Annotated in this window: 16 protein-coding genes and 1 tRNA gene; 12 read left to right on the forward strand and 5 right to left on the reverse strand. The window is 65.1% G+C overall.

Annotated elements, in window-relative coordinates:
• Positions 1–29 precede the first annotated feature (29 nt).
• Positions 30–1670 carry an FAD-dependent oxidoreductase gene (locus tag ABIA40_RS29375; RefSeq protein WP_404544714.1) on the reverse strand — a complete coding sequence of 547 codons (1641 nt, stop codon included), beginning with the start codon at positions 1668–1670 and terminating at the stop codon, positions 30–32.
• Between the two features lie 111 nt (positions 1671–1781).
• Between ABIA40_RS29375 and ABIA40_RS29380 the strand changes: the two genes are divergently transcribed.
• Positions 1782–2693, forward strand: coding sequence for a LysR family transcriptional regulator (locus ABIA40_RS29380; protein WP_271543639.1), 912 nt, complete (start codon positions 1782–1784; stop codon positions 2691–2693).
• A gap of 36 nt (positions 2694–2729) precedes the next feature.
• Here the strand turns inward: ABIA40_RS29380 and ABIA40_RS29385 are convergent.
• A tRNA-Ser gene (locus ABIA40_RS29385) sits at positions 2730–2819 on the reverse strand.
• Positions 2820–2956: 137 nt separating this feature from the next.
• Between ABIA40_RS29385 and ABIA40_RS29390 the strand changes: the two genes are divergently transcribed.
• Positions 2957–3820: an alpha/beta fold hydrolase gene (locus tag ABIA40_RS29390; protein WP_271543637.1), complete on the forward strand. Its 864-nt coding sequence runs from the start codon at positions 2957–2959 to the stop codon at positions 3818–3820.
• 174 nt (positions 3821–3994) lie between these two features.
• Here the strand turns inward: ABIA40_RS29390 and ABIA40_RS29395 are convergent, their stop codons facing one another.
• Positions 3995–5122, reverse strand: a complete 1128-nt coding sequence (locus ABIA40_RS29395; protein WP_157286461.1) for an ROK family protein — start codon at positions 5120–5122, stop codon at positions 3995–3997.
• 332 nt (positions 5123–5454) lie between these two features.
• On the opposite strand from ABIA40_RS29395, the gene rplU reads away from it, so the two are divergent.
• The 3 genes from rplU (at position 5455) to ABIA40_RS29410 (ending at position 6969) form a co-directional block, all read left to right on the forward strand.
• Positions 5455–5841, forward strand: coding sequence for a 50S ribosomal protein L21 (gene rplU / locus ABIA40_RS29400; protein WP_157286462.1), 387 nt, complete (start codon positions 5455–5457; stop codon positions 5839–5841).
• A gap of 102 nt (positions 5842–5943) precedes the next feature.
• A complete protein-coding gene (rpmA, locus tag ABIA40_RS29405) occupies positions 5944–6213 on the forward strand; it encodes a 50S ribosomal protein L27 (protein WP_025032812.1) in 270 nt (89 codons plus the stop codon).
• 162 nt (positions 6214–6375) lie between these two features.
• Positions 6376–6969, forward strand: coding sequence for a GNAT family N-acetyltransferase (locus ABIA40_RS29410; RefSeq protein WP_271543633.1), 594 nt, complete (start codon positions 6376–6378; stop codon positions 6967–6969).
• Positions 6970–7146: 177 nt separating this feature from the next.
• Here ABIA40_RS29410 and ABIA40_RS29415 read toward each other — a convergent pair whose 3' ends face one another.
• The gene (locus ABIA40_RS29415; RefSeq protein ID WP_404544718.1) at positions 7147–8061 is read right to left on the reverse strand and encodes a DMT family transporter; all 915 of its coding nucleotides are present in this window, start codon (positions 8059–8061) and stop codon (positions 7147–7149) included.
• 270 nt (positions 8062–8331) lie between these two features.
• On the opposite strand from ABIA40_RS29415, the gene ABIA40_RS29420 reads away from it, so the two are divergent.
• From ABIA40_RS29420 to ABIA40_RS29430, 3 genes are all read left to right on the forward strand, one after another.
• The gene (locus ABIA40_RS29420; protein WP_157286465.1) at positions 8332–8814 is read left to right on the forward strand and encodes a MaoC family dehydratase; all 483 of its coding nucleotides are present in this window, start codon (positions 8332–8334) and stop codon (positions 8812–8814) included.
• 84 nt (positions 8815–8898) lie between these two features.
• Positions 8899–9939: a GTPase ObgE gene (gene obgE / locus ABIA40_RS29425; protein WP_057026545.1), complete on the forward strand. Its 1041-nt coding sequence runs from the start codon at positions 8899–8901 to the stop codon at positions 9937–9939.
• Positions 9940–10225: 286 nt separating this feature from the next.
• A complete protein-coding gene (locus tag ABIA40_RS29430; RefSeq protein WP_404544720.1) occupies positions 10226–11860 on the forward strand; it encodes an alkaline phosphatase family protein in 1635 nt (544 codons plus the stop codon).
• Positions 11861–11992: 132 nt separating this feature from the next.
• Here ABIA40_RS29430 and ABIA40_RS29435 read toward each other — a convergent pair whose 3' ends face one another.
• Positions 11993–12958 (reverse strand): Bug family tripartite tricarboxylate transporter substrate binding protein, encoded by a 966-nt coding sequence (locus ABIA40_RS29435; RefSeq protein WP_404544722.1) that lies wholly within the window; start codon positions 12956–12958, stop codon positions 11993–11995.
• A 189-nt stretch (positions 12959–13147) separates the two neighbouring features.
• On the opposite strand from ABIA40_RS29435, the gene proB reads away from it, so the two are divergent.
• The 4 genes from proB (at position 13148) to rsfS (ending at position 16913) form a co-directional block, all read left to right on the forward strand.
• Entirely contained in the window at positions 13148–14269 is a 1122-nt protein-coding gene (proB, locus tag ABIA40_RS29440; RefSeq protein WP_157286468.1) for a glutamate 5-kinase, read from the forward strand.
• Positions 14270–14375: 106 nt separating this feature from the next.
• Entirely contained in the window at positions 14376–15683 is a 1308-nt protein-coding gene (locus ABIA40_RS29445; RefSeq protein ID WP_404544724.1) for a glutamate-5-semialdehyde dehydrogenase, read from the forward strand.
• Between the two features lie 19 nt (positions 15684–15702).
• Positions 15703–16347: a nicotinate-nucleotide adenylyltransferase gene (locus tag ABIA40_RS29450; RefSeq protein WP_271543621.1), complete on the forward strand. Its 645-nt coding sequence runs from the start codon at positions 15703–15705 to the stop codon at positions 16345–16347.
• A 209-nt stretch (positions 16348–16556) separates the two neighbouring features.
• Complete coding sequence (rsfS, locus tag ABIA40_RS29455; RefSeq protein ID WP_128265207.1) at positions 16557–16913, forward strand: ribosome silencing factor; 357 nt, start codon at positions 16557–16559, stop codon at positions 16911–16913.
• The last annotated feature ends 16 nt before the right edge of the window (positions 16914–16929 follow it).

A 16929-nucleotide genomic window follows, 5' to 3' on the forward strand; every position in this document is an offset into this window, starting at 1 on the left:
GCGCCGCCAGGCCGTCCGCTCGTGTCGTCTCACGCCGCAGCGCCGGTGATACGGGCCAGCAGGCCCAGCGGGTTGTCCGGCACGGACTGCCCGCGCCAGGCGATGTGCTGGTCGGGCCGCGCCAGCACGAGCTTCTCGGCATAGGCGCCGTTCGCCTCCTCCGGCGCGACGTCGACCAGCGCGAGCGGCACGCCGCGCGCCTTTGCAGCGTCTTGCAGCTGCGTCACATCGATTGCCGGATCGAAGCGCAGCAATGTGTATCCGGGGCCGAAGGCGTCATAGAGCGAGCGTCCGTCGCGCAGGAACAGATGCGGCGCGCGGGCGCCCGGCACGGTGGAGGGCGTGAAGCTGCCCATCGCGTAAGGCGGCGGCGTCTCGCCGTCATAGGCGATGATCGGCGAGGCGTCGTAATAGTAGCCGAAGTTGAGGCCGGCGCAGCAATATTGCTGCACGTTGAGATCGTAGGCCGCTTTCGCCAGTGCCGCGCGCGCCGCGTGGCCACGCGGCGTGTCATCCTCGATCTCGGCGGACACGCCGCCGCGCTGCGCCATCATCTTCATCGCATGGTCCATCGCAAAGCGCGACACCTGCTCGGTGATGGGCTGGCGCTCCGCCTCATAGGCTGAGAGGATCGCAGCCGGCGCCCAGCCGTTCAGATGCGCGGCCAATTGCCAGCAGAGATCGACGGCGTCCGCGATGCCGGCATTCATGCCGTAGCCGGCATAGGGCATCCACAGATGCGCGGCGTCGCCGCAGATGAAGACCCTGCGGTCGCGGAAGCGGTCGGCCACGAGGCGCCGTCCGACCCAATCCTCCTTGCTGAGCACGCGGTATTCGAAGCGCGCGTCGACGCCGAGGATGGCACGGATGGCCCAGTCGCGATCGACCGAGTCGAACTCGAGCTCATCCGGCTTCAGATGATTGTGAATCAGCCAGCGGTCGTGGCCGTCGATCGCAACAACGGTGCCGGAACGGCGCGGATTGAGCGAGAGCACCATCCAGGCCGGCTTGTGCGCCCCCATCAGCTCTTTCAGTTGCGGCGCTTCGATGAAGGTCGACTGCACGCGCTGGATCACCGGCGTGCCGGACAGGCTGGCACCGATTGCTTTTCTGACGAAGGATCGGCTGCCGTCGCAGCCGATCACGAAGCTGGCTTCGATGCGGAGCGAATTTCCGCTGTCGAGATCGCGCGCCAGCGCGACGACATGGTCGTCGTGCTGCTCGATGTCTGTGATTTCCGTGCGCGCCAGGATCTTGATGCGTGATTGCGCCGCGGCATGGCTGAACAGGATCGGCTCGAGATAGACCTGGTTGATTCGGTGCGGCGGCTCTGGCGTCGGCCACCAAGTGTCGGGGCCACCGGTCGCGCTATAGCGGCGCGCACGGGAGGGAATGTCGATGCGGCAAAGCTCGATCCCGGTCGCCGCGGTCCGATAGGAGCAATCGTTGGGAAAGTCCGCAGGGAGCCCCGCATCGCGCAAGCGGGCGGCAATTCCGAGCCGCCGAAAAATCTCCATCGAGCGCGCCGACACGTGATTGCACTTGACGCTGGGCGGATCGCCGGCGTGGCGGATTTCCGCGACGACGACATCGATTCCGCGCGAAGCGAGATCCATCGCTGCGGTCAATCCGACGGGCCCGGCCCCCACCACCAGCACTTGCGCTCTCATGCTCGCTCCAATCCTTGCCGCGGATTCTTTCCGTCCGCACAGCATGCATTTTATTGCAGGTCCGTTTATGCGATAAGTCGGAAAGAACTCATCAATTCATGAGCTTTCCAGATGAATGTTACACTGCGCCAGTTGCGGGTCTTCACCGGCGTGTACCGCACGCGCAGCATCACGCGGGCCGCCCGCGAGCTCGGCATCACGCAATCGGCGGCGAGCCTGTTGATCCAGCAGCTCGAGGCCGAGCTCAGCGTCAAGCTGTTCGACCGCTCCACGCGTTCGGTGCAGCCGACGCTGGCCGCCGACGAAGCGTTCGCCACTGCCGAGCGCATGCTGAGCGATGCGCAAGGCTTGTCGCGCCGCATGCGTGATCTCGCGCAGGCCCGCGCCGGCCGGGTCGTGTTCCTCGCCTCGGCCGGCACGGCATCGGCGCTGCTGCCCATGGTGCTGGCGAAATTCCGCGCTGGCCATCCCGACATCGAGATCGACATGCGCGACGTCGCCGCCGACGATCTCGTGCCACGGCTGAGCACGACCGATGCCGAGTTCGCGATCGGCAGCGTGGAGGGCGAATTCGCGGACATGACGATCGAGACGCTGACGAGCGGCCGCCTGAGCGCGATCGGCCGTCGCACCGCGGACTTCGCCGCGCGTCGGTCCCTGACCTGGGACGAGCTGGTGCAACTGCCCACCATCGCGATGCGCAGCGAGACACGCATCCGCATGCAGATCGATCAGGCCCTGAGCGCGCAGGGCAAGCGCCTCGATCCGACATATGAAGTGACCCTGATCAACACCGCGCTCGCCATGACGGCGCAGGGCCTCGGCCTCGCCATCCTTCCCGCGACGATGCTGCCAGCCGACCAGTTCCCGACACTGATCGCAAGACCGCTGGTGCGCCCCGCCCTCACCCGCCCCGTGTCGCTGCTGCAGCGCCAGGGCCGGACGTTGTCGCCGGCGGCGCAGGCCTTCGTGGCGACGGCGCGGATGGTGCTGGCGGGCCGAACGGCACCGGCATCAGGCTGATTTGACGGAGCTATTGCGGGAAGCTGGTCGTTGAGCTGGCGGAGAGGGAGGGATTCGAACCCCCGATAGGCTTGCACCTATGCCGCATTTCGAGTGCGGTGCATTCAACCACTCTGCCACCTCTCCTGAAGGCGCCATATTAGGAGCTGGGCCCCTGTGGTTGGGGGCGTTAATAGGCGAGGATGGCGGGCCAGACAAGGCGCGAACGAGCAAAATCCGCTGCCTCTTTTGCCCCGCGCCCGCCGCCTCTGGAAGGAACTGCCATGGAGCATCTCACGATCTCGGCCAATGGCGCCGATTTCCACCTGGTCCGCGCCGGACAGGGAAAACCGCTGCTTTTGCTGCATGGCTGGCCCGAATTCTGGCTGACCTGGGAGCCGGTGATATCGAGGCTTTCGGACCGGTTCACGCTTGTCGCGCCTGACCTCCGCGGCTTCGGCGACAGCGACAAGCCGGATGGCCCTTACGGGCCGGACGGCCATGCCGCCGACATGCTGGCGCTGATGGACCGGCTCGGCATCGACCGATTCGGCGTGGTCGGCCACGATGTCGGCGGCGCTGTCATGCAGCCGCTGGCCCGGCGGGCGCCCGAGCGGCTCGCGGGACTCTTCTTCTTCGATTTCGTCTATCCCGGGATCGGAGCGCGGATGGCGGCACCCGATCGGCTCAACCACATCTGGTACCAGTCCTTTCACCAGATGGAGATGGCGCCACAGCTCATCGGTGCGAGCCGGGAGAGCTGCCGGCTCTATATCAGCCATTTCCTCAAAGGCTGGGCGCACCGGACAAACGCCTTCGACGAGGTGCTGGACGCCTTCACGGACAATTTCCTGAAAGACGGCAACCTCGCCGGCGGCTTTGCGCATTACCGCGCCTCGCATGCCGGGCGCGTGGCGATGATGAAAGGCGAGGCGCCCAGGCTGCCGCCGATCGTGGTGCCGACCTGCGTGCGCTGGGCCGAGCACGATCCGCTGTTTCCCTTTGGCTGGACCGACCGGCTGTCCGAAACCTTCAGCGATCTCGACCTCGAGATGTTTCCCGGTGTCGGCCACTTCCCGCATCGGGAAAATCCGGATCGCGCGGCACGCGAGATCGCCGCGTTCTTTCAGCGTGTGGGGTGGAGCTGAGGAGAAAAACGGGGTGGGACCGCCAGACGCGGTAAACACTGGCGGTCCCGTGCCGCTCATTGAAATACTGGCCGTGAAGGGCGGCTTCGCCGGCCGAGTGGAAGCGACGATTCGACCCTAGCGTGCGGCGGGCGGTCCGCAACGCAATCCGGTCCTTAACCTAACCGGTCAAGGTTACTCCTTGTCCGCTTTACCTTTTTTCTTCCCGTTCTCCGTGGAATCCCGGTCCTTGCCGTTGCCTTCCTTGCGGCGGTTGGTGAAGCGCGCGTTGCCAAGTCCGGTGCCGATAGTGAGCACGCCCCAGCGCTGGACATGCTGCATGAACGGCACTTCCGACAGACCCTGCACCACGCCGTCATTGTGCATCAGGATCGCGGTGTCGTGCCCGCCAATCTGGGGAATCGCCTCCACGAGGCTCGCCGGCAGGTTGAACTTGCTGCTTTCCCAATTGCCGGGCAAGTTCTGCGCGCCCTTCTCGATCGAGCCGTTGGCAGCGATCACACCGGGACAGGCGATGCCGATGAAGGGTGCGAGCTTGAAGCCTTCGTTTTCGGCTTGCGTGACCAGCCCCTTCAGCATCTTGGTGAGCCGCTTCACCGCGCCTTCGCGGGTCGGCTCGTCGTCGGCATGACGCCACAGCTCCGAATGCACCACCTTGGCCTTCGACAGGTCCTGGGCCTTTTTCCAGCCGGTCTCGACGACGCCGCAGCGGATGTTGGTCCCGCCGATGTCAACAGCGAGAATGCTGTCATAGGCCTCGAAAATCCAGGACGGCGCGAGGTGCAGGGCTCCGATCAGGCCGGCATCGTCAGGATCGAAGCGGATCGGCACCAGGTCGACCTTGAAGCCTTCCGATTTCAGGATGATCTCGGCCCGGGCAATGGCGATCTCGCCGAGCCGGCTAGCGCGAAAGCCGCCCCCGACCACGATGCATTCGGTCTTGGCCCAGGCCTTGGTCTTGAGGAACCGCCGCGTGACGTAGGCGAGCTCCTGCGCAAAGTCCTCGATCGCGCTGTGCACGACGGCGGTCGCCTCGGTATCGTCGCCGACCAGAACGGCATCCAAGACCTTCTTGCTGATCTTGTCGGACGGCTCGTCGCCGAACGGATCCTCGCCGCTCTTGCGCAACGGCTTGCGCCATTCCTCGAGGATGTCGCGAAAGGCGCCCTTGCTGGCGCGGTCGCCGAGAAAGCCGTCCTCGTCCTTGATCTCGATGTTGAAGCTGTCGACATCGACCGACGGCAGCCGTTCGGCGCCATGCTGGGCGATGCCCGTTGTTTTGACCAGTTCGTCTGTTGCCATGAGAGCCCTTGCCCCGCTTGCTTGTTCCGGCCGGGACAACTGCGGGGGAACCCGTTTGTTGCAAAGCCCACCCGAGATTCGGCTGCGCGCTTTCAGCGCGGCCAAAGCCTTCAAATCCGGGCGGTTTTCGCCCAGTTTTCCTTGACTTGCGGCTGTTGGCCGCTATAAGTCCCACAGCCGGCGCGGGGCGTTTCTCGCGCCGCTTGTTTTTGCTTGGGTTTTCAAAGGGATAATTCCCGCCCACGCAGACTCGCATAAACCATAGCGACTGACAAAAAGCCGGCCCGGACGACGCTCGTCCCGAGGCCGGGATTGAACACGGAGAAAGAACGATGTTCGCAGTCATCAAAACCGGCGGCAAGCAATACCGCGTCGTGCCGGATGATGTTCTCGAAGTAGGCAAGATCGAAGGCGAAGTCGGCTCGATCGTGCAGCTGAATGAAGTGCTCGTGGTCGGCGGCGACACGCCGGTGCTGGGCGTCCCGACGGTCGCAGGCGCGTCCGTCGCGGTCGAGGTGCTCGACCACAAGCGCGGACCGAAGGTCATCGCCTTCAAGAAGCGCCGCCGCAAGAACTCGCGCCGCAAGCGCGGCTATCGCGACGAGATCACGGTTCTGCGCATCAGCGAGATTCTGACGGACGGCGCCAAGCCCACCAAGGGCCCGCGTCCGAAGAAGGAAAAGGCGGCGAAGGAGCCGGCAGCGGAAGCCGCCGAGTAACGGAAATCGATCACGCCAATTCACGAATTGATGCGTGCGACGTTTTGAAATGATTCCGTCAAGGAATTGACCTAGAACTACGCAGGATTTCGGAGACGAGCCATGGCTCACAAAAAAGCAGGCGGTTCATCGCGCAACGGTCGCGATTCCAAGGGCAAGCGCCTCGGTATCAAGGCGTTCGGCGGCGAGATCGTCACGCCCGGCAACATCATTGCGCGTCAGCGCGGCACGACCTGGCACCCCGGCCTCAATGTCGGCATGGGTACGGACCACACTCTGTTCGCCAAGATCGAGGGCCGCGTTGCGTTCCAAGCCAAAGCCAACGGCCGCACCTTCGTATCGGTGCTCCCGCTTGCCGAGGCTGCTGAATAGACGGTGGACAAAAACGGAGTCCGCCGGTCCCGACTGAACCGGCGGAGTCCTAGAGATCGCAAGAGATCGAAGGCTCCAAGGGGAGGCGGGAAACCAGCCTCCCCTTTTCTTTGCTCACTTTGTTCTTTGCACTTTGACTTAGTGACTTTCACGGAGCCGGACATGTTGCAGGATTTCTCGAGCGTGACCTTGGCCGAGGCGAGACCCAGCGTCGTCGCCACCGAGCGGCTGACCTTGCGGCGGCCGACGCTGGCCGACGTCAGGACCATCGCCCGGCTCGCCAACGACCGCCGTGTCGCCGAGAACACGCGCCGCCTGCCGCATCCCTATTCGCAGGACGACGCCGCCGAATTCATCCGCGCCACCGCCGAACTCGGAGCTGAGACCGTGTTCCTGATCGAGCACGACAGCGGGCCGGTCGGCATGGTCGGCATCGATTGCTCCAAGCCCGGCAATGCCGAGCTCGGCTACTGGCTCGGCGTCGAGCATTGGGGCCAGGGCTTTGCCACCGAGGCCGCGCGCGGCGCGATCGATTTCTTCTTCGAGGAGTTCGACGACGAGCATCTCTACGCCGGCGCGCGCGTCACCAATCCGGCCTCGCGCAAGGTGCTGGAGAAGTGCGGCTTCCAGTGGAGCGGCGTGCAGCTGCACCGCTTCCTGGCGCTGGGCTCCTCGACGCCCGTCGACTGCTTCCGCCTCTCGCGCGGCGTGTGGGCCTCGCTGAAGAGCTGGAGCAGTGCGAGGCGGCTGCGGTAGGCGAAGGCGCCGCACTCGCAATTGTCATCCCGGGGCGCGCGTAGCGCGAGCCCGGGATCCATAATCCCGGAGCGCAGTGCGGGGCAAAGCGCCCACTCCCGGTCGTCGTTCAACTGCTCCCTGTGGGTATGGATCCCGGGCTCGCGCTTTGCGCGCCCCGGGATGACGTGAGGGTGGCTACGCCGGCGGATTGACCTCGTCGCTCTCACGTCCCAGATCGCGCTCCCGAAGATAGATGTAGAACCCGGCGCCGATGATGATTGCGGCGCCGACGAGTGTTGCGATGGATGGGACGTCGCCGAACACGACGAAGCCGAAGATCACCGCCCATACGATCATCGAATATTGATAGGGCACCACGACGCTGGCCGGCGCCAGCTTGAGCGAGCGGTTGACGCAGAACAGCGCCGTCACCGAAACGCATCCGGCGAGCGCGAAGATCACGAGGCTGCCGGGCGTCGGCGGCACCCAGTTGAACGCCGACAGCACCGCGCCCAGCGAAAAGGTGCCGACGAATTGCGAGGACGCCATCACGATGTCGGGCGTCTTGCGCAGGCTGCGCGTGATCAGCATCAGGGTTGCAAAGGAGAGGCTGCCGCCGAGCGCGATCAACGCCGGCAGGCTGACGGTCTGCGCCGACGGCCGCAGCGCGATCAAGACGCCGCAGAAGCCGATCAGGATCGCGGTCCAGCGCCGCCAGCCGACCTTCTCGCCCAGAAAGATTGCCGACATCGCGGTGACGAAGATCGGGCCGGCGAGATAATAGGTGATGACGTCGGCGAGCGGCAGATAGACGGTTGCGAGAAAGAAGGCCGCGACTTCCAGCGTCGACAGCACGACGCGAACCACCTGCAGCCCCGGCCGCTCCAGATGCAGGAACAGGTGACGCTGCGTCCAGATCAGCGGCGACAGCAGCAGCAGCGCAGCGCAGGCGCGCAGGAACAAGAGCTGCCCCACCGAATAGGTCCCGACCAGGAACTTGCCCATGGCATCGCCGAACGAGAACATGAAGATCGACAGCACCATGAGCCCGATGCCGGCGAGGCGCGCGGAGCGATCGTCATAGGTGGAGAGATTCTTGAACAGGGGCATTGCGACGAGTTGCAGGTTCGGGGGCTCGTCATTGCGAGGAGCTCTTGCGACGAAGCAATCCAGAATCTTTCCGGGGAGGGATTCTGGATTGCTTCGCTGCGCTCGCAATGACGGGGAGAGAGCGGCGAAAGCAGGCGAATAGAGTCGCTTGCAGTCGTTTTAATGACGGCAGCCGCCGCGGCAAGCCCGCGCAAGCCGAATTGAACGGATTGTCGCATTGTTTGCATCGCGGTAGCGATAAGCGCCCAGCGACGAAAAGAGAGCTTTGACATGACCGACTTCGATCCCACCCGGCATCGCATGATCCCGACGCAACGCTGGTTTGAGGATTTCGTCGTTGGCGAACGTTTCGTGCTGCCGAGCCGCACCCAAACCTCGGCAGTGTTCGCCGCATTCCAGACCGCGAGCGGCGACACCCATCCCGTGCATTACGACTTGGAATATTGCCGCGCCCGCGGCATGCCGCATCTGCTCGCCCACGGCTTCCAGACCCTGATCCATACCGCGCCCGGCGCCGGCCTGTTTCCGTTCATGGTCGAGGACTCCCTGGTCGGCTTCCTCGAGCAGTCGAGCCGGTTCCTCAAGCCGGTGTTCGCCGACGACACCATCTATCCCGCGCTCGAAGTCACCGAGCTGGTGCCGGGGCGCAGCACCGGCGTGGTGACGCTGCGCAGCACCGTGTTCAACCAGCGCAAGGAGCTGGTGCTGGAGGGCACGCAGAAATTCCTGATCCGGCGGCGGCCGGCGGGTTAAGCAAGGGGTCCAATTCGCGGAATTCAGCCGATTTGCGGACCGATCCGGGTTGCCGCAGGGGGCCGGCTGGCCTACCTATGGCCCATGAAATTCCTCGACGAAGCAAAGGTCTATATCCGCTCCGGTGACGGCGGGAACGGCTGCGTGGCGTTCCGCCGCGAGAAGTTCATCGAATTCGGCGGTCCCTCCGGCGGCAATGGCGGCCGCGGCGGCAACGTCATCATCGAGGTCGCCGACGGCCTCAACACGCTGATCGACTACCGCTACCAGCAGCACTTCAAGGCCCAGAAGGGCGAGAACGGCATGGGCTCGGACCGTCACGGCGCCAACGGCAAGAATATCGTGCTGAAGGTTCCCGTGGGCACGCAGATCTTCGACGAGGACCGCGAGACGCTGATCCACGACTTCACCAAGGTCGGCGAGAAATTCGTGCTGGCCGAAGGCGGCAATGGCGGCTTCGGCAATGCGCATTTCAAGTCCTCGACCAACCGCGCGCCGCGCAACGCCAATCCCGGCCAGCCCGGCGAGGAGCGCTGGATCTGGCTGCGGCTGAAACTGATTGCCGATGCCGGCCTCGTCGGCATGCCCAACGCCGGCAAATCGACCTTCCTCTCCAAGGTCAGCGCAGCGCGGCCGAAGATCGCCGACTATCCCTTCACCACGCTGCATCCGCAGCTCGGCGTCGTGAATGCCGACGGCCGCGAGTTCGTGCTCGCCGACATTCCCGGCCTGATCGAAGGCGCGCATGAAGGCACCGGCCTCGGCGACCGCTTCCTCGGCCATGTCGAGCGCTGCCGCGTGCTGCTGCACCTGATCGACGCCACCTGCGAGCATGCCGGCAAGGCCTACAAGACCGTGCGCAAGGAGCTCGACGCCTATGGCGGCCAGCTCACCGACAAGATCGAGATCGTCGCGCTGAACAAGATCGACGCGGTCGAGCCGGACGAGCTGAAGAAGCAGAAGGACCGGCTGAAGCGCGCCGCGAAGAAGACGCCGCTGCTGCTGTCGGGCGCCACCGGCCAGGGCGTCAAGGAGGCGTTGCGCGCGCTGGCCGATGTGATCGGCGAAAGCCCGGTCTCCGCCAAGGCCAAGAGCGCGGCCGAAGCGGAGCCGTGGTCGGCTTGATTCGGATAATGTGACAACGCAGCGCCAATCCTGACACCTCTCCCGTAGCAGGGCAATCGCATTTGAATGTTGCAGAGGTCGTCATGCCCGGGCTTGTCCCGGGCATCCACGTTCTTTGTGCTGCGTGGAAAGGCGTGGATGGCCGGGACAAGCCCGGCCATGACGCTGTGGGGATAGTCGGTGCCCATAGCCACATCCCATATGCGATAGCCCTGCTACGGGAGAGGTTGTCATCGCCGCTTCTATATCGCAGCATCGAACGGCGAATGTGCGGAAAGGGCAAGGCATGGCGCGCGCGAAGAACGTTCTCTGGATCATGTGCGACCAGCTTCGCTACGATTATCTCGGCTGCACCGGTCATCCCACGCTGAAGACACCGAACATCGACGCCATGGCCAGGCGCGGCGTGCTGTTCAGTAAGGCCTATGTGCAATCGCCGATCTGCGGCCCGTCGCGGATGTCGTTCTACACCGGCCGCTACATGCGCTCGCACGGCTCGCACTGGAACGGCTGGCCGCTGCGGGTCGGCGAGCCGACGCTCGGCGATCATCTCAACAAGATCGGCGTGCGCAACGTGCTTGTCGGCAAGACCCACATGGCCCCTGATATCGAAGGCATGAAGGCGCTCGGCATTCCCCCGGAATCGGTGATCGGCACGCATGTCGCCGAATGCGGCTTCGAGCCTTACGAGCGCGACGACGGCCTGCACCCGACCGGACGGCCGCGGCCGAAATACGACGAATATCTGCGAAAGCACGGCTTTGAAGCCGCCAATCCCTGGGAGCACTGGGCCAATTCCGGCGCTGCCGAGGATGGCAGCTTGCAGAACGGCTGGCTGCTGGTGCACGCCGACAAGGCCGCGCGCGTGCCAGAAGAGCATTCCGAGACGCCCTACATGACGCGGCGCGCGATGGACTTCATCAGCGAGGCCGAGACCGACGGCCGGCCGTGGTGCCTGCATCTGTCCTACATCAAGCCGCACTGGCCCTATATCGCGCCGGAGCCCTATGCCAGCATGTATTCGACGGATGACATGATCCCGGTGATCCGCTCGGAGCGCGAACGGCAGAATCCGCATCCGGTGTTCGGCGCCTACATGGACATGCGCTACTCCCGCAACATGGCGCGCGATGAGGCCCGCGAGAAGGTGATCCCGACTTATATGGGCCTGATCACCCAGATCGACGACCAGATGGGCGTGCTGATGAAGTTTCTGGAGGCGCGCGGCCTGCTCGACACCACCATGATCGTGTTCACCTCCGATCATGGCGACTATCTCGGCGATCACTGGATGGGCGAGAAGGACCTGTTCCACGAACAGTCGGCGAAGATCCCGCTGATCATCATTGATCCCTCCAGGGAAGCCGACGCCACGCGCGGCACACGCAGCGACGCGCTGGTCGAGGCAATCGATCTCGCGCCGACCTTCGTCGATTATTTCGGCGGCAAGGTGCCGGGCCACATTCTCGAAGGACGTTCGCTGCTGCCGCTGCTGCGCGGGCCCACGCCATCAGATTGGCGCAAGGTGGCGTTCTCCGAATACGACTATTCCATGCAGGACGTGCGGCTGAAGCTGAACCAGCCGATCGAGCGCTGCCGCCTGTTCATGGTGTTCGACGGCCGCTGGAAATACATCCACGCCTCCGGCTTCCGCCCGATGCTGTACGATCTCGAAACCGATCCGGAGGAGTACGTCGATCGCGGCGACGATCCGGAATGCGCAGGCATTATCGCACGGCTCCAGGCCGAATTGTTCGAGTGGGCGCTGCATCCGAACGATCACATCACCACGCCGCGCGAGAAGATCGCCGCCTATGCGGATAATCAGCTCCAGGTGAAGGGTGGGGTCTTGATCGGCATCTGGGACGAGAAAGAGCTTGCGGCGATCAAGGACGGCATCGCCCAGCGCGCGAAGATGTGAGTCCGGAGCGCAGCTCTCTCAACTCGTCATGCCCGGGCTTGACCCGGGCATCCACGTCTCACCTCGGACGCGGAAGCACGTGGATGGCCGGGTCAAGCCCGGCCATGACGGAGTGTGGAGTGCGAGCGGGGCCTATTTCTCGATCTTGTAGCCCGTCGCCTTCACGATCGGCTGCCACAACGCGATGTTCGCGGCGAGCTCCTTCGTCAATCCATCCGCATTGCTGCCGATCGGAATCAGCCCGATCGCCGTCAACTTCTCCTTCACCTCCGGCTTGGCAAGCGCCGCGCTCGCCGCCGCCCCGAGCTTGCTCGCAAACTCCGGCGGGCTGCCGGCGGGGAGCCACATGCCGTACCAGGCGTCGGCGACGAGATCGATGCCGCTCTCCTTCAGCGTCGGTACGTCAGGCGCGAAGGGCGAACGCTCCGCGCTGGCGACCGCAATGATCTTCACGCCCTTGGCGCGATGCTGCGGCAGAGCGTCCGCCAGCGTGGTGATGCCGAACGAGATATGGCCGCCGACGAGGTCGTTGAGGATCGGCGCGCTACCGCGATAGGGCACGCGGGTCAGGGGAATGCCGAGATCCTTCTCGAGCTTGGAGCCGGTGAAATGCGGAATGGTGCCGTTGCTCGGCACTCCGAACGAGGTCTTGTCCGGATGCGATTTCAGCCACGCTACGAACGCTTTGAAATCGGCAGCATCAATGCCCGGGCCGATCACCAGCGCAAACTCGAAGCGCGCCAGCAGCGACACCGGCAGGAAATCCTTGGCCGTGTCGAAGCTCGGCGTCGCCTCCACCATTGGCAGCAGATACATGGTCGGCCCTGTCGTCACCAGCACCATGCTGCCGTCGGGGCTCGCGCCTTTCACCGCCTTGATGCCGATCAGGCCGTCGCCGCCGGTGCGGTTCTCGACCACGACGGTCCGCTGCAGCAGCGGGGCCATCTCCTGCGCGAGCAGCCGGCACAGCGTGTCGCCGCCGGCTCCGGCCGCAAACGGGAAGATGATCTTCGTCAGCCCGACCTGCGCCCGCGCACCACCCGCCTGCGCGAACAGCGGCAGGCCGAGGCATCCGGCCATGAATTTGCGGCGATCCATTCGTTTCCTCTTTCGGCCCGTTTATCGTTGCCGCCATTAGAGCCAGATGGACGGCTGACACAAGGTCGACATGCGCCGTTTACCATCCCGGCTGCCTTGCGCCGGTCACCGTCCTGCTGCAAAAGCAGGGCTCATCGGCGCCGCCTGTCGCTCCGCCGTCATTCGCATCCAGCGCCAGCACAGAGAGACATGGCCAGCCCCGAACTCAGTCAATTCCGCCGCATCGTCGTCAAGGTCGGCTCAGCGCTGCTGGTCGATTCCGACAGGGGCGAGGTGCGGGCGTCCTGGCTCGCCGCGCTCGCCGACGACATGGCCAAGCTGCACCAGGAAGGGCGCGACGTCCTCGTGGTGTCCTCCGGCTCGATCGCACTTGGCCGCAGCCGGCTCAAATTGCCGCGCGGCCCGCTGAAGCTGGAAGAGAGCCAGGCCGCGGCCGCGGTCGGTCAGATCGCGCTGGCGCGGATCTGGTCGGAGGTGCTTGGCGCCCACGGTATCGGCGCCGGCCAGATCCTGGTGACGCTGCAGGACACCGAGGAGCGCCGCCGCTATCTCAACGCGCGCTCCACCATCGGCAAGCTGCTGGAATGGCGCGCGATCCCCGTGATCAACGAGAACGACACGGTGGCGACCACCGAGATCCGCTACGGCGACAATGATCGCCTCGCCGCGCGCGTTGCGACCATGGCGAGCGCAGACCTGCTGGTGCTGCTCTCCGACATCGACGGGCTCTACGATGCCCCGCCGAAGAACAATCCGAACGCAAAGCTCATTCCCGTCGTCGACAGCATCTCCTCGGAGATCGAGGCGGTGGCCGGCGATGCCGAGTCCGAGCTGTCGCGCGGCGGCATGCGCACCAAGGTCGAGGCGGCGAAGATCGCGACGACCGGTGGCACGCATATGCTGATCGCCTCCGGCAAGATCGAGCATCCGTTGCAGGCGATCGCCGATGGCGGCCGCTGCACCTGGTTCCTGACGCCGGCCAACCCCATCACCTCGCGAAAGCGCTGGATCGCGGGCACGCTGGAGCCGAAGGGTACGCTGACGATCGATGCCGGCGCCGTGACCGCGCTACGGGCCGGGGCCAGCCTGCTGCCGGCCGGCGTGAACAAGGTCGAGGGCCAGTTCGCCCGCGGCGATGCCGTGATCGTGCGCGGCCCCGACGGCAGCGAGGTCGGCCGCGGCCTGATCGCCTATGACGCCGATGATGCCGAGCGGATCAAGGGCCGCTCCTCCCCGGATGTGATGACCATCCTCGGTATCAGCGGCCGCGCCGAGATGATCCATCGGGACGATCTGGTGGTGGGCGGGTAAGGACCCCGCCACGCCCGCCGCCGGGAGACCTGCCATACCCTCCCCGCCCTTCGCAAACGCGGGATTTCCGTGCTAGGACACCGCCTTAGCAGAAGGTTGAACTCCCATGGCCGCCCCCCTCAAAGCCGTTGACGGTAATGCCGATCGAGCTGGCGATCTCTTGGCGCTGATGTCCGATCTCGGAACCCGTGCCCGCGCTGCCGCGCGCGTGCTGGCGCTGGCGCCGCCGGAGCAGAAGAACCGGGCGCTCGAGGCCATGGAACGGGCGATCCGCGCGAACTCCGCGGCGATCCTCGCGGCCAATGCCGAGGACGTCGCGGAGGCCCGTGCCGCCGCCAATGCCACCTCCTCCTTCATCGACCGCCTGACGCTGACGCCGGCGCGCATCGAGGGCATGGCCGAAGGCATCGGCATCGTGCGCGGCATCGCCGACCCCATCGGCGTCGTCACCGAGCGCTGGCAGCGGCCGAACGGCATGTCCATCGAGCGCGTGCGCGTGCCGCTCGGCGTCGTCGGCGTGATCTTCGAGAGCCGGCCGAACGTTGCGGCCGATGCCGGCGTGCTGTGCCTGAAGTCGGGCAATGCCGTGATCCTGCGCGGCGGCTCCGACAGTTTTCGTTCGTGCCGCGCCATCCATGACTGCCTGGTGCAGGGCCTGCGGGAAGCCGGCCTGCCGGAAGCTGCGATCACGCTGGTGCCGACCCGCGACCGCGCCGCGGTCGGCATGATGCTGTCGGGCCTGAGCGGCGCCATCGACGTCATCGTGCCGCGCGGCGGCAAGAGCCTCGTCGCGCGCGTCGAGCAGGAAGCGCGCGTGCCTGTCTTCGCGCATCTCGAAGGCGTCAACCACGTCTATATCGACGGCAGCGCCGACCTCGCCATGGCGAAGTCGATCGTGCTCAATGCCAAGATGCGACGCACCGGCGTCTGCGGCGCGGCCGAGACGCTGCTGGTCGATCGTGCCGCCGTTGCATCGAGCCTGAAACCGCTGGTCGAGATGCTGCTCGATGCCGGCTGCGAGATCCGCGGCGACGAGGCCGTGCAGAAGGCCGATGCGCGCGTCAAGCCGGCGAGCGAGGAGGATTGGGACACCGAATATCTCGACGCGATCATCGCGGCGAAGGTGGTGGACGGGGTCGACGGCGCGATCGCGCACATCCAGGACCACGGCTCGCATCACACCGATGCCATCGTGAGCGCGGATGAGGCTGCGGCGAACAAGTTCCTGAGCGAGGTCGATTCCGCGATCGTGCTCCACAACGCCTCGACGCAGTTTGCCGATGGCGGCGAGTTCGGTTTCGGCGCCGAGATCGGAATCGCCACCGGCCGCTTCCACGCCCGCGGGCCGGTCGGCGCCGAGCAGTTGACGAGCTTCAAATATCGCGTCCGCGGCACCGGACAGACCCGGCCGTAGACGTCGCGGGGCGCGGGCATTGAGCAACAATCTCGTCGTGCCGCGCTTCGTGGCGCAAGCGGTTCCGCCCTCGACGCCGGGCATGCGCATCGGCCTGCTCGGCGGCTCGTTCAACCCGCCGCATCAGGCGCACCGCGCGATCAGCCGCTTCGCGCTGAAGCGATTGCAGCTCGATCGCGTCTGGTGGCTGGTCACGCCTGGCAATCCGCTCAAGGAGAACGGCACGCTGCACGAGCTCGGCGAGCGCATGCGGGCCGCGCGCGAGGTCGCCGATGATCCGCGCATCGAGGTGAGCTGTCTCGAATCCGTCATTCGCACCCGCTATACTATCGACACGATCAACACCTTGCGCCGCCGCTTCCCTGGCTTGCGCTTCGTCTGGATCATGGGCGCCGACAATCTCGCTCAATTCCATCGTTGGCAGGACTGGCGGCGCATCGCCGCCCAGGTGCCGATGGCCGTGATCGATCGCCCCCCGCAGAGTTTTCGCGCGCTCGGCTCGCCCGCGGCCCAGGCGTTATCGCGCTACCGTCTGCCCGAGAACAAGGCCGTCCAGCTTGCAGATCGGCCGGCACCGGCCTGGGTGTTCCTGACCGGATTGAAGCTGAATCTCTCTTCGACCGGCCTACGGAACCCGGACGGGAGCTGGAAAGGTACGAAGTGAGACGAAGTGTGCGGACTTGGTGGGGATTTCGGTCTCTCTGGCATATTGAAACCCTTAACCCCACATGATGTAGTGTAACCAGTGGGCGCCCGGATTCGGCGTTCGCGATACAGTGAAAGGAATGGTCCCTGACCGCATCTGTATTGTCCAAGCCTGTTTTACCCAAGGTTGCCAAGCCTACGCGTAAAACATCGACCAAAGCTGCGGCCTTGAAGGCGCAACCCGACGCCGACAAGACGCTGAGCCTGATCCTCTCCCGCCTCGAGGACATGAAGGCGGAAGAGACGGTCACCATCGACCTTCGCGGCAAATCGGCGTACTCCGACTACATGATCGTCACCACCGGCCGGGTGAACCGGCACGTCGGCGCGATCGCGGAAAACGTCACCAAGAGCCTCAAGGAAAACGGCATCAAGACCATCCATGTCGAGGGCTTGCCCAATTGCGACTGGGTGCTGATCGATTCCGGCGACGTGATCGTGCACGTGTTCAGACCCGAGGTCCGCGAGTTCTACAACCTCGAGCGGTTGTACACGCAGGGCCCAGGGGCGGCGAAGGCGATCTAGGCTCGAAGGCCGATTT

This window comes from Bradyrhizobium sp. USDA 223 (genome assembly GCF_044909005.1).
In the GTDB taxonomy this organism is placed as follows: domain Bacteria; phylum Pseudomonadota; class Alphaproteobacteria; order Rhizobiales; family Xanthobacteraceae; genus Bradyrhizobium; species Bradyrhizobium yuanmingense.

Excerpts from the sequence above, each read along its gene's own strand:
- ABIA40_RS29375 (WP_404544714.1), bottom strand. The coding sequence starts at position 1,670 with ATGAGAGCGCAAGTGCTGGTGGTGGGGGCCGGGCCCGTCGGATTGACC.
- ABIA40_RS29380 (WP_271543639.1), top strand. The coding sequence starts at position 1,782 with ATGAATGTTACACTGCGCCAGTTGCGGGTCTTCACCGGCGTGTACCGC.
- ABIA40_RS29390 (WP_271543637.1), top strand. The coding sequence starts at position 2,957 with ATGGAGCATCTCACGATCTCGGCCAATGGCGCCGATTTCCACCTGGTC.
- ABIA40_RS29395 (WP_157286461.1), bottom strand. The coding sequence starts at position 5,122 with ATGGCAACAGACGAACTGGTCAAAACAACGGGCATCGCCCAGCATGGC.
- rplU (WP_157286462.1), top strand. The coding sequence starts at position 5,455 with ATGTTCGCAGTCATCAAAACCGGCGGCAAGCAATACCGCGTCGTGCCG.
- rpmA (WP_025032812.1), top strand. The coding sequence starts at position 5,944 with ATGGCTCACAAAAAAGCAGGCGGTTCATCGCGCAACGGTCGCGATTCC.
- ABIA40_RS29410 (WP_271543633.1), top strand. The coding sequence starts at position 6,376 with ATGTTGCAGGATTTCTCGAGCGTGACCTTGGCCGAGGCGAGACCCAGC.
- ABIA40_RS29415 (WP_404544718.1), bottom strand. The coding sequence starts at position 8,061 with ATGCCCCTGTTCAAGAATCTCTCCACCTATGACGATCGCTCCGCGCGC.
- ABIA40_RS29420 (WP_157286465.1), top strand. The coding sequence starts at position 8,332 with ATGACCGACTTCGATCCCACCCGGCATCGCATGATCCCGACGCAACGC.
- obgE (WP_057026545.1), top strand. The coding sequence starts at position 8,899 with ATGAAATTCCTCGACGAAGCAAAGGTCTATATCCGCTCCGGTGACGGC.
- ABIA40_RS29430 (WP_404544720.1), top strand. The coding sequence starts at position 10,226 with ATGGCGCGCGCGAAGAACGTTCTCTGGATCATGTGCGACCAGCTTCGC.
- ABIA40_RS29435 (WP_404544722.1), bottom strand. The coding sequence starts at position 12,958 with ATGGATCGCCGCAAATTCATGGCCGGATGCCTCGGCCTGCCGCTGTTC.
- proB (WP_157286468.1), top strand. The coding sequence starts at position 13,148 with ATGGCCAGCCCCGAACTCAGTCAATTCCGCCGCATCGTCGTCAAGGTC.
- ABIA40_RS29445 (WP_404544724.1), top strand. The coding sequence starts at position 14,376 with ATGGCCGCCCCCCTCAAAGCCGTTGACGGTAATGCCGATCGAGCTGGC.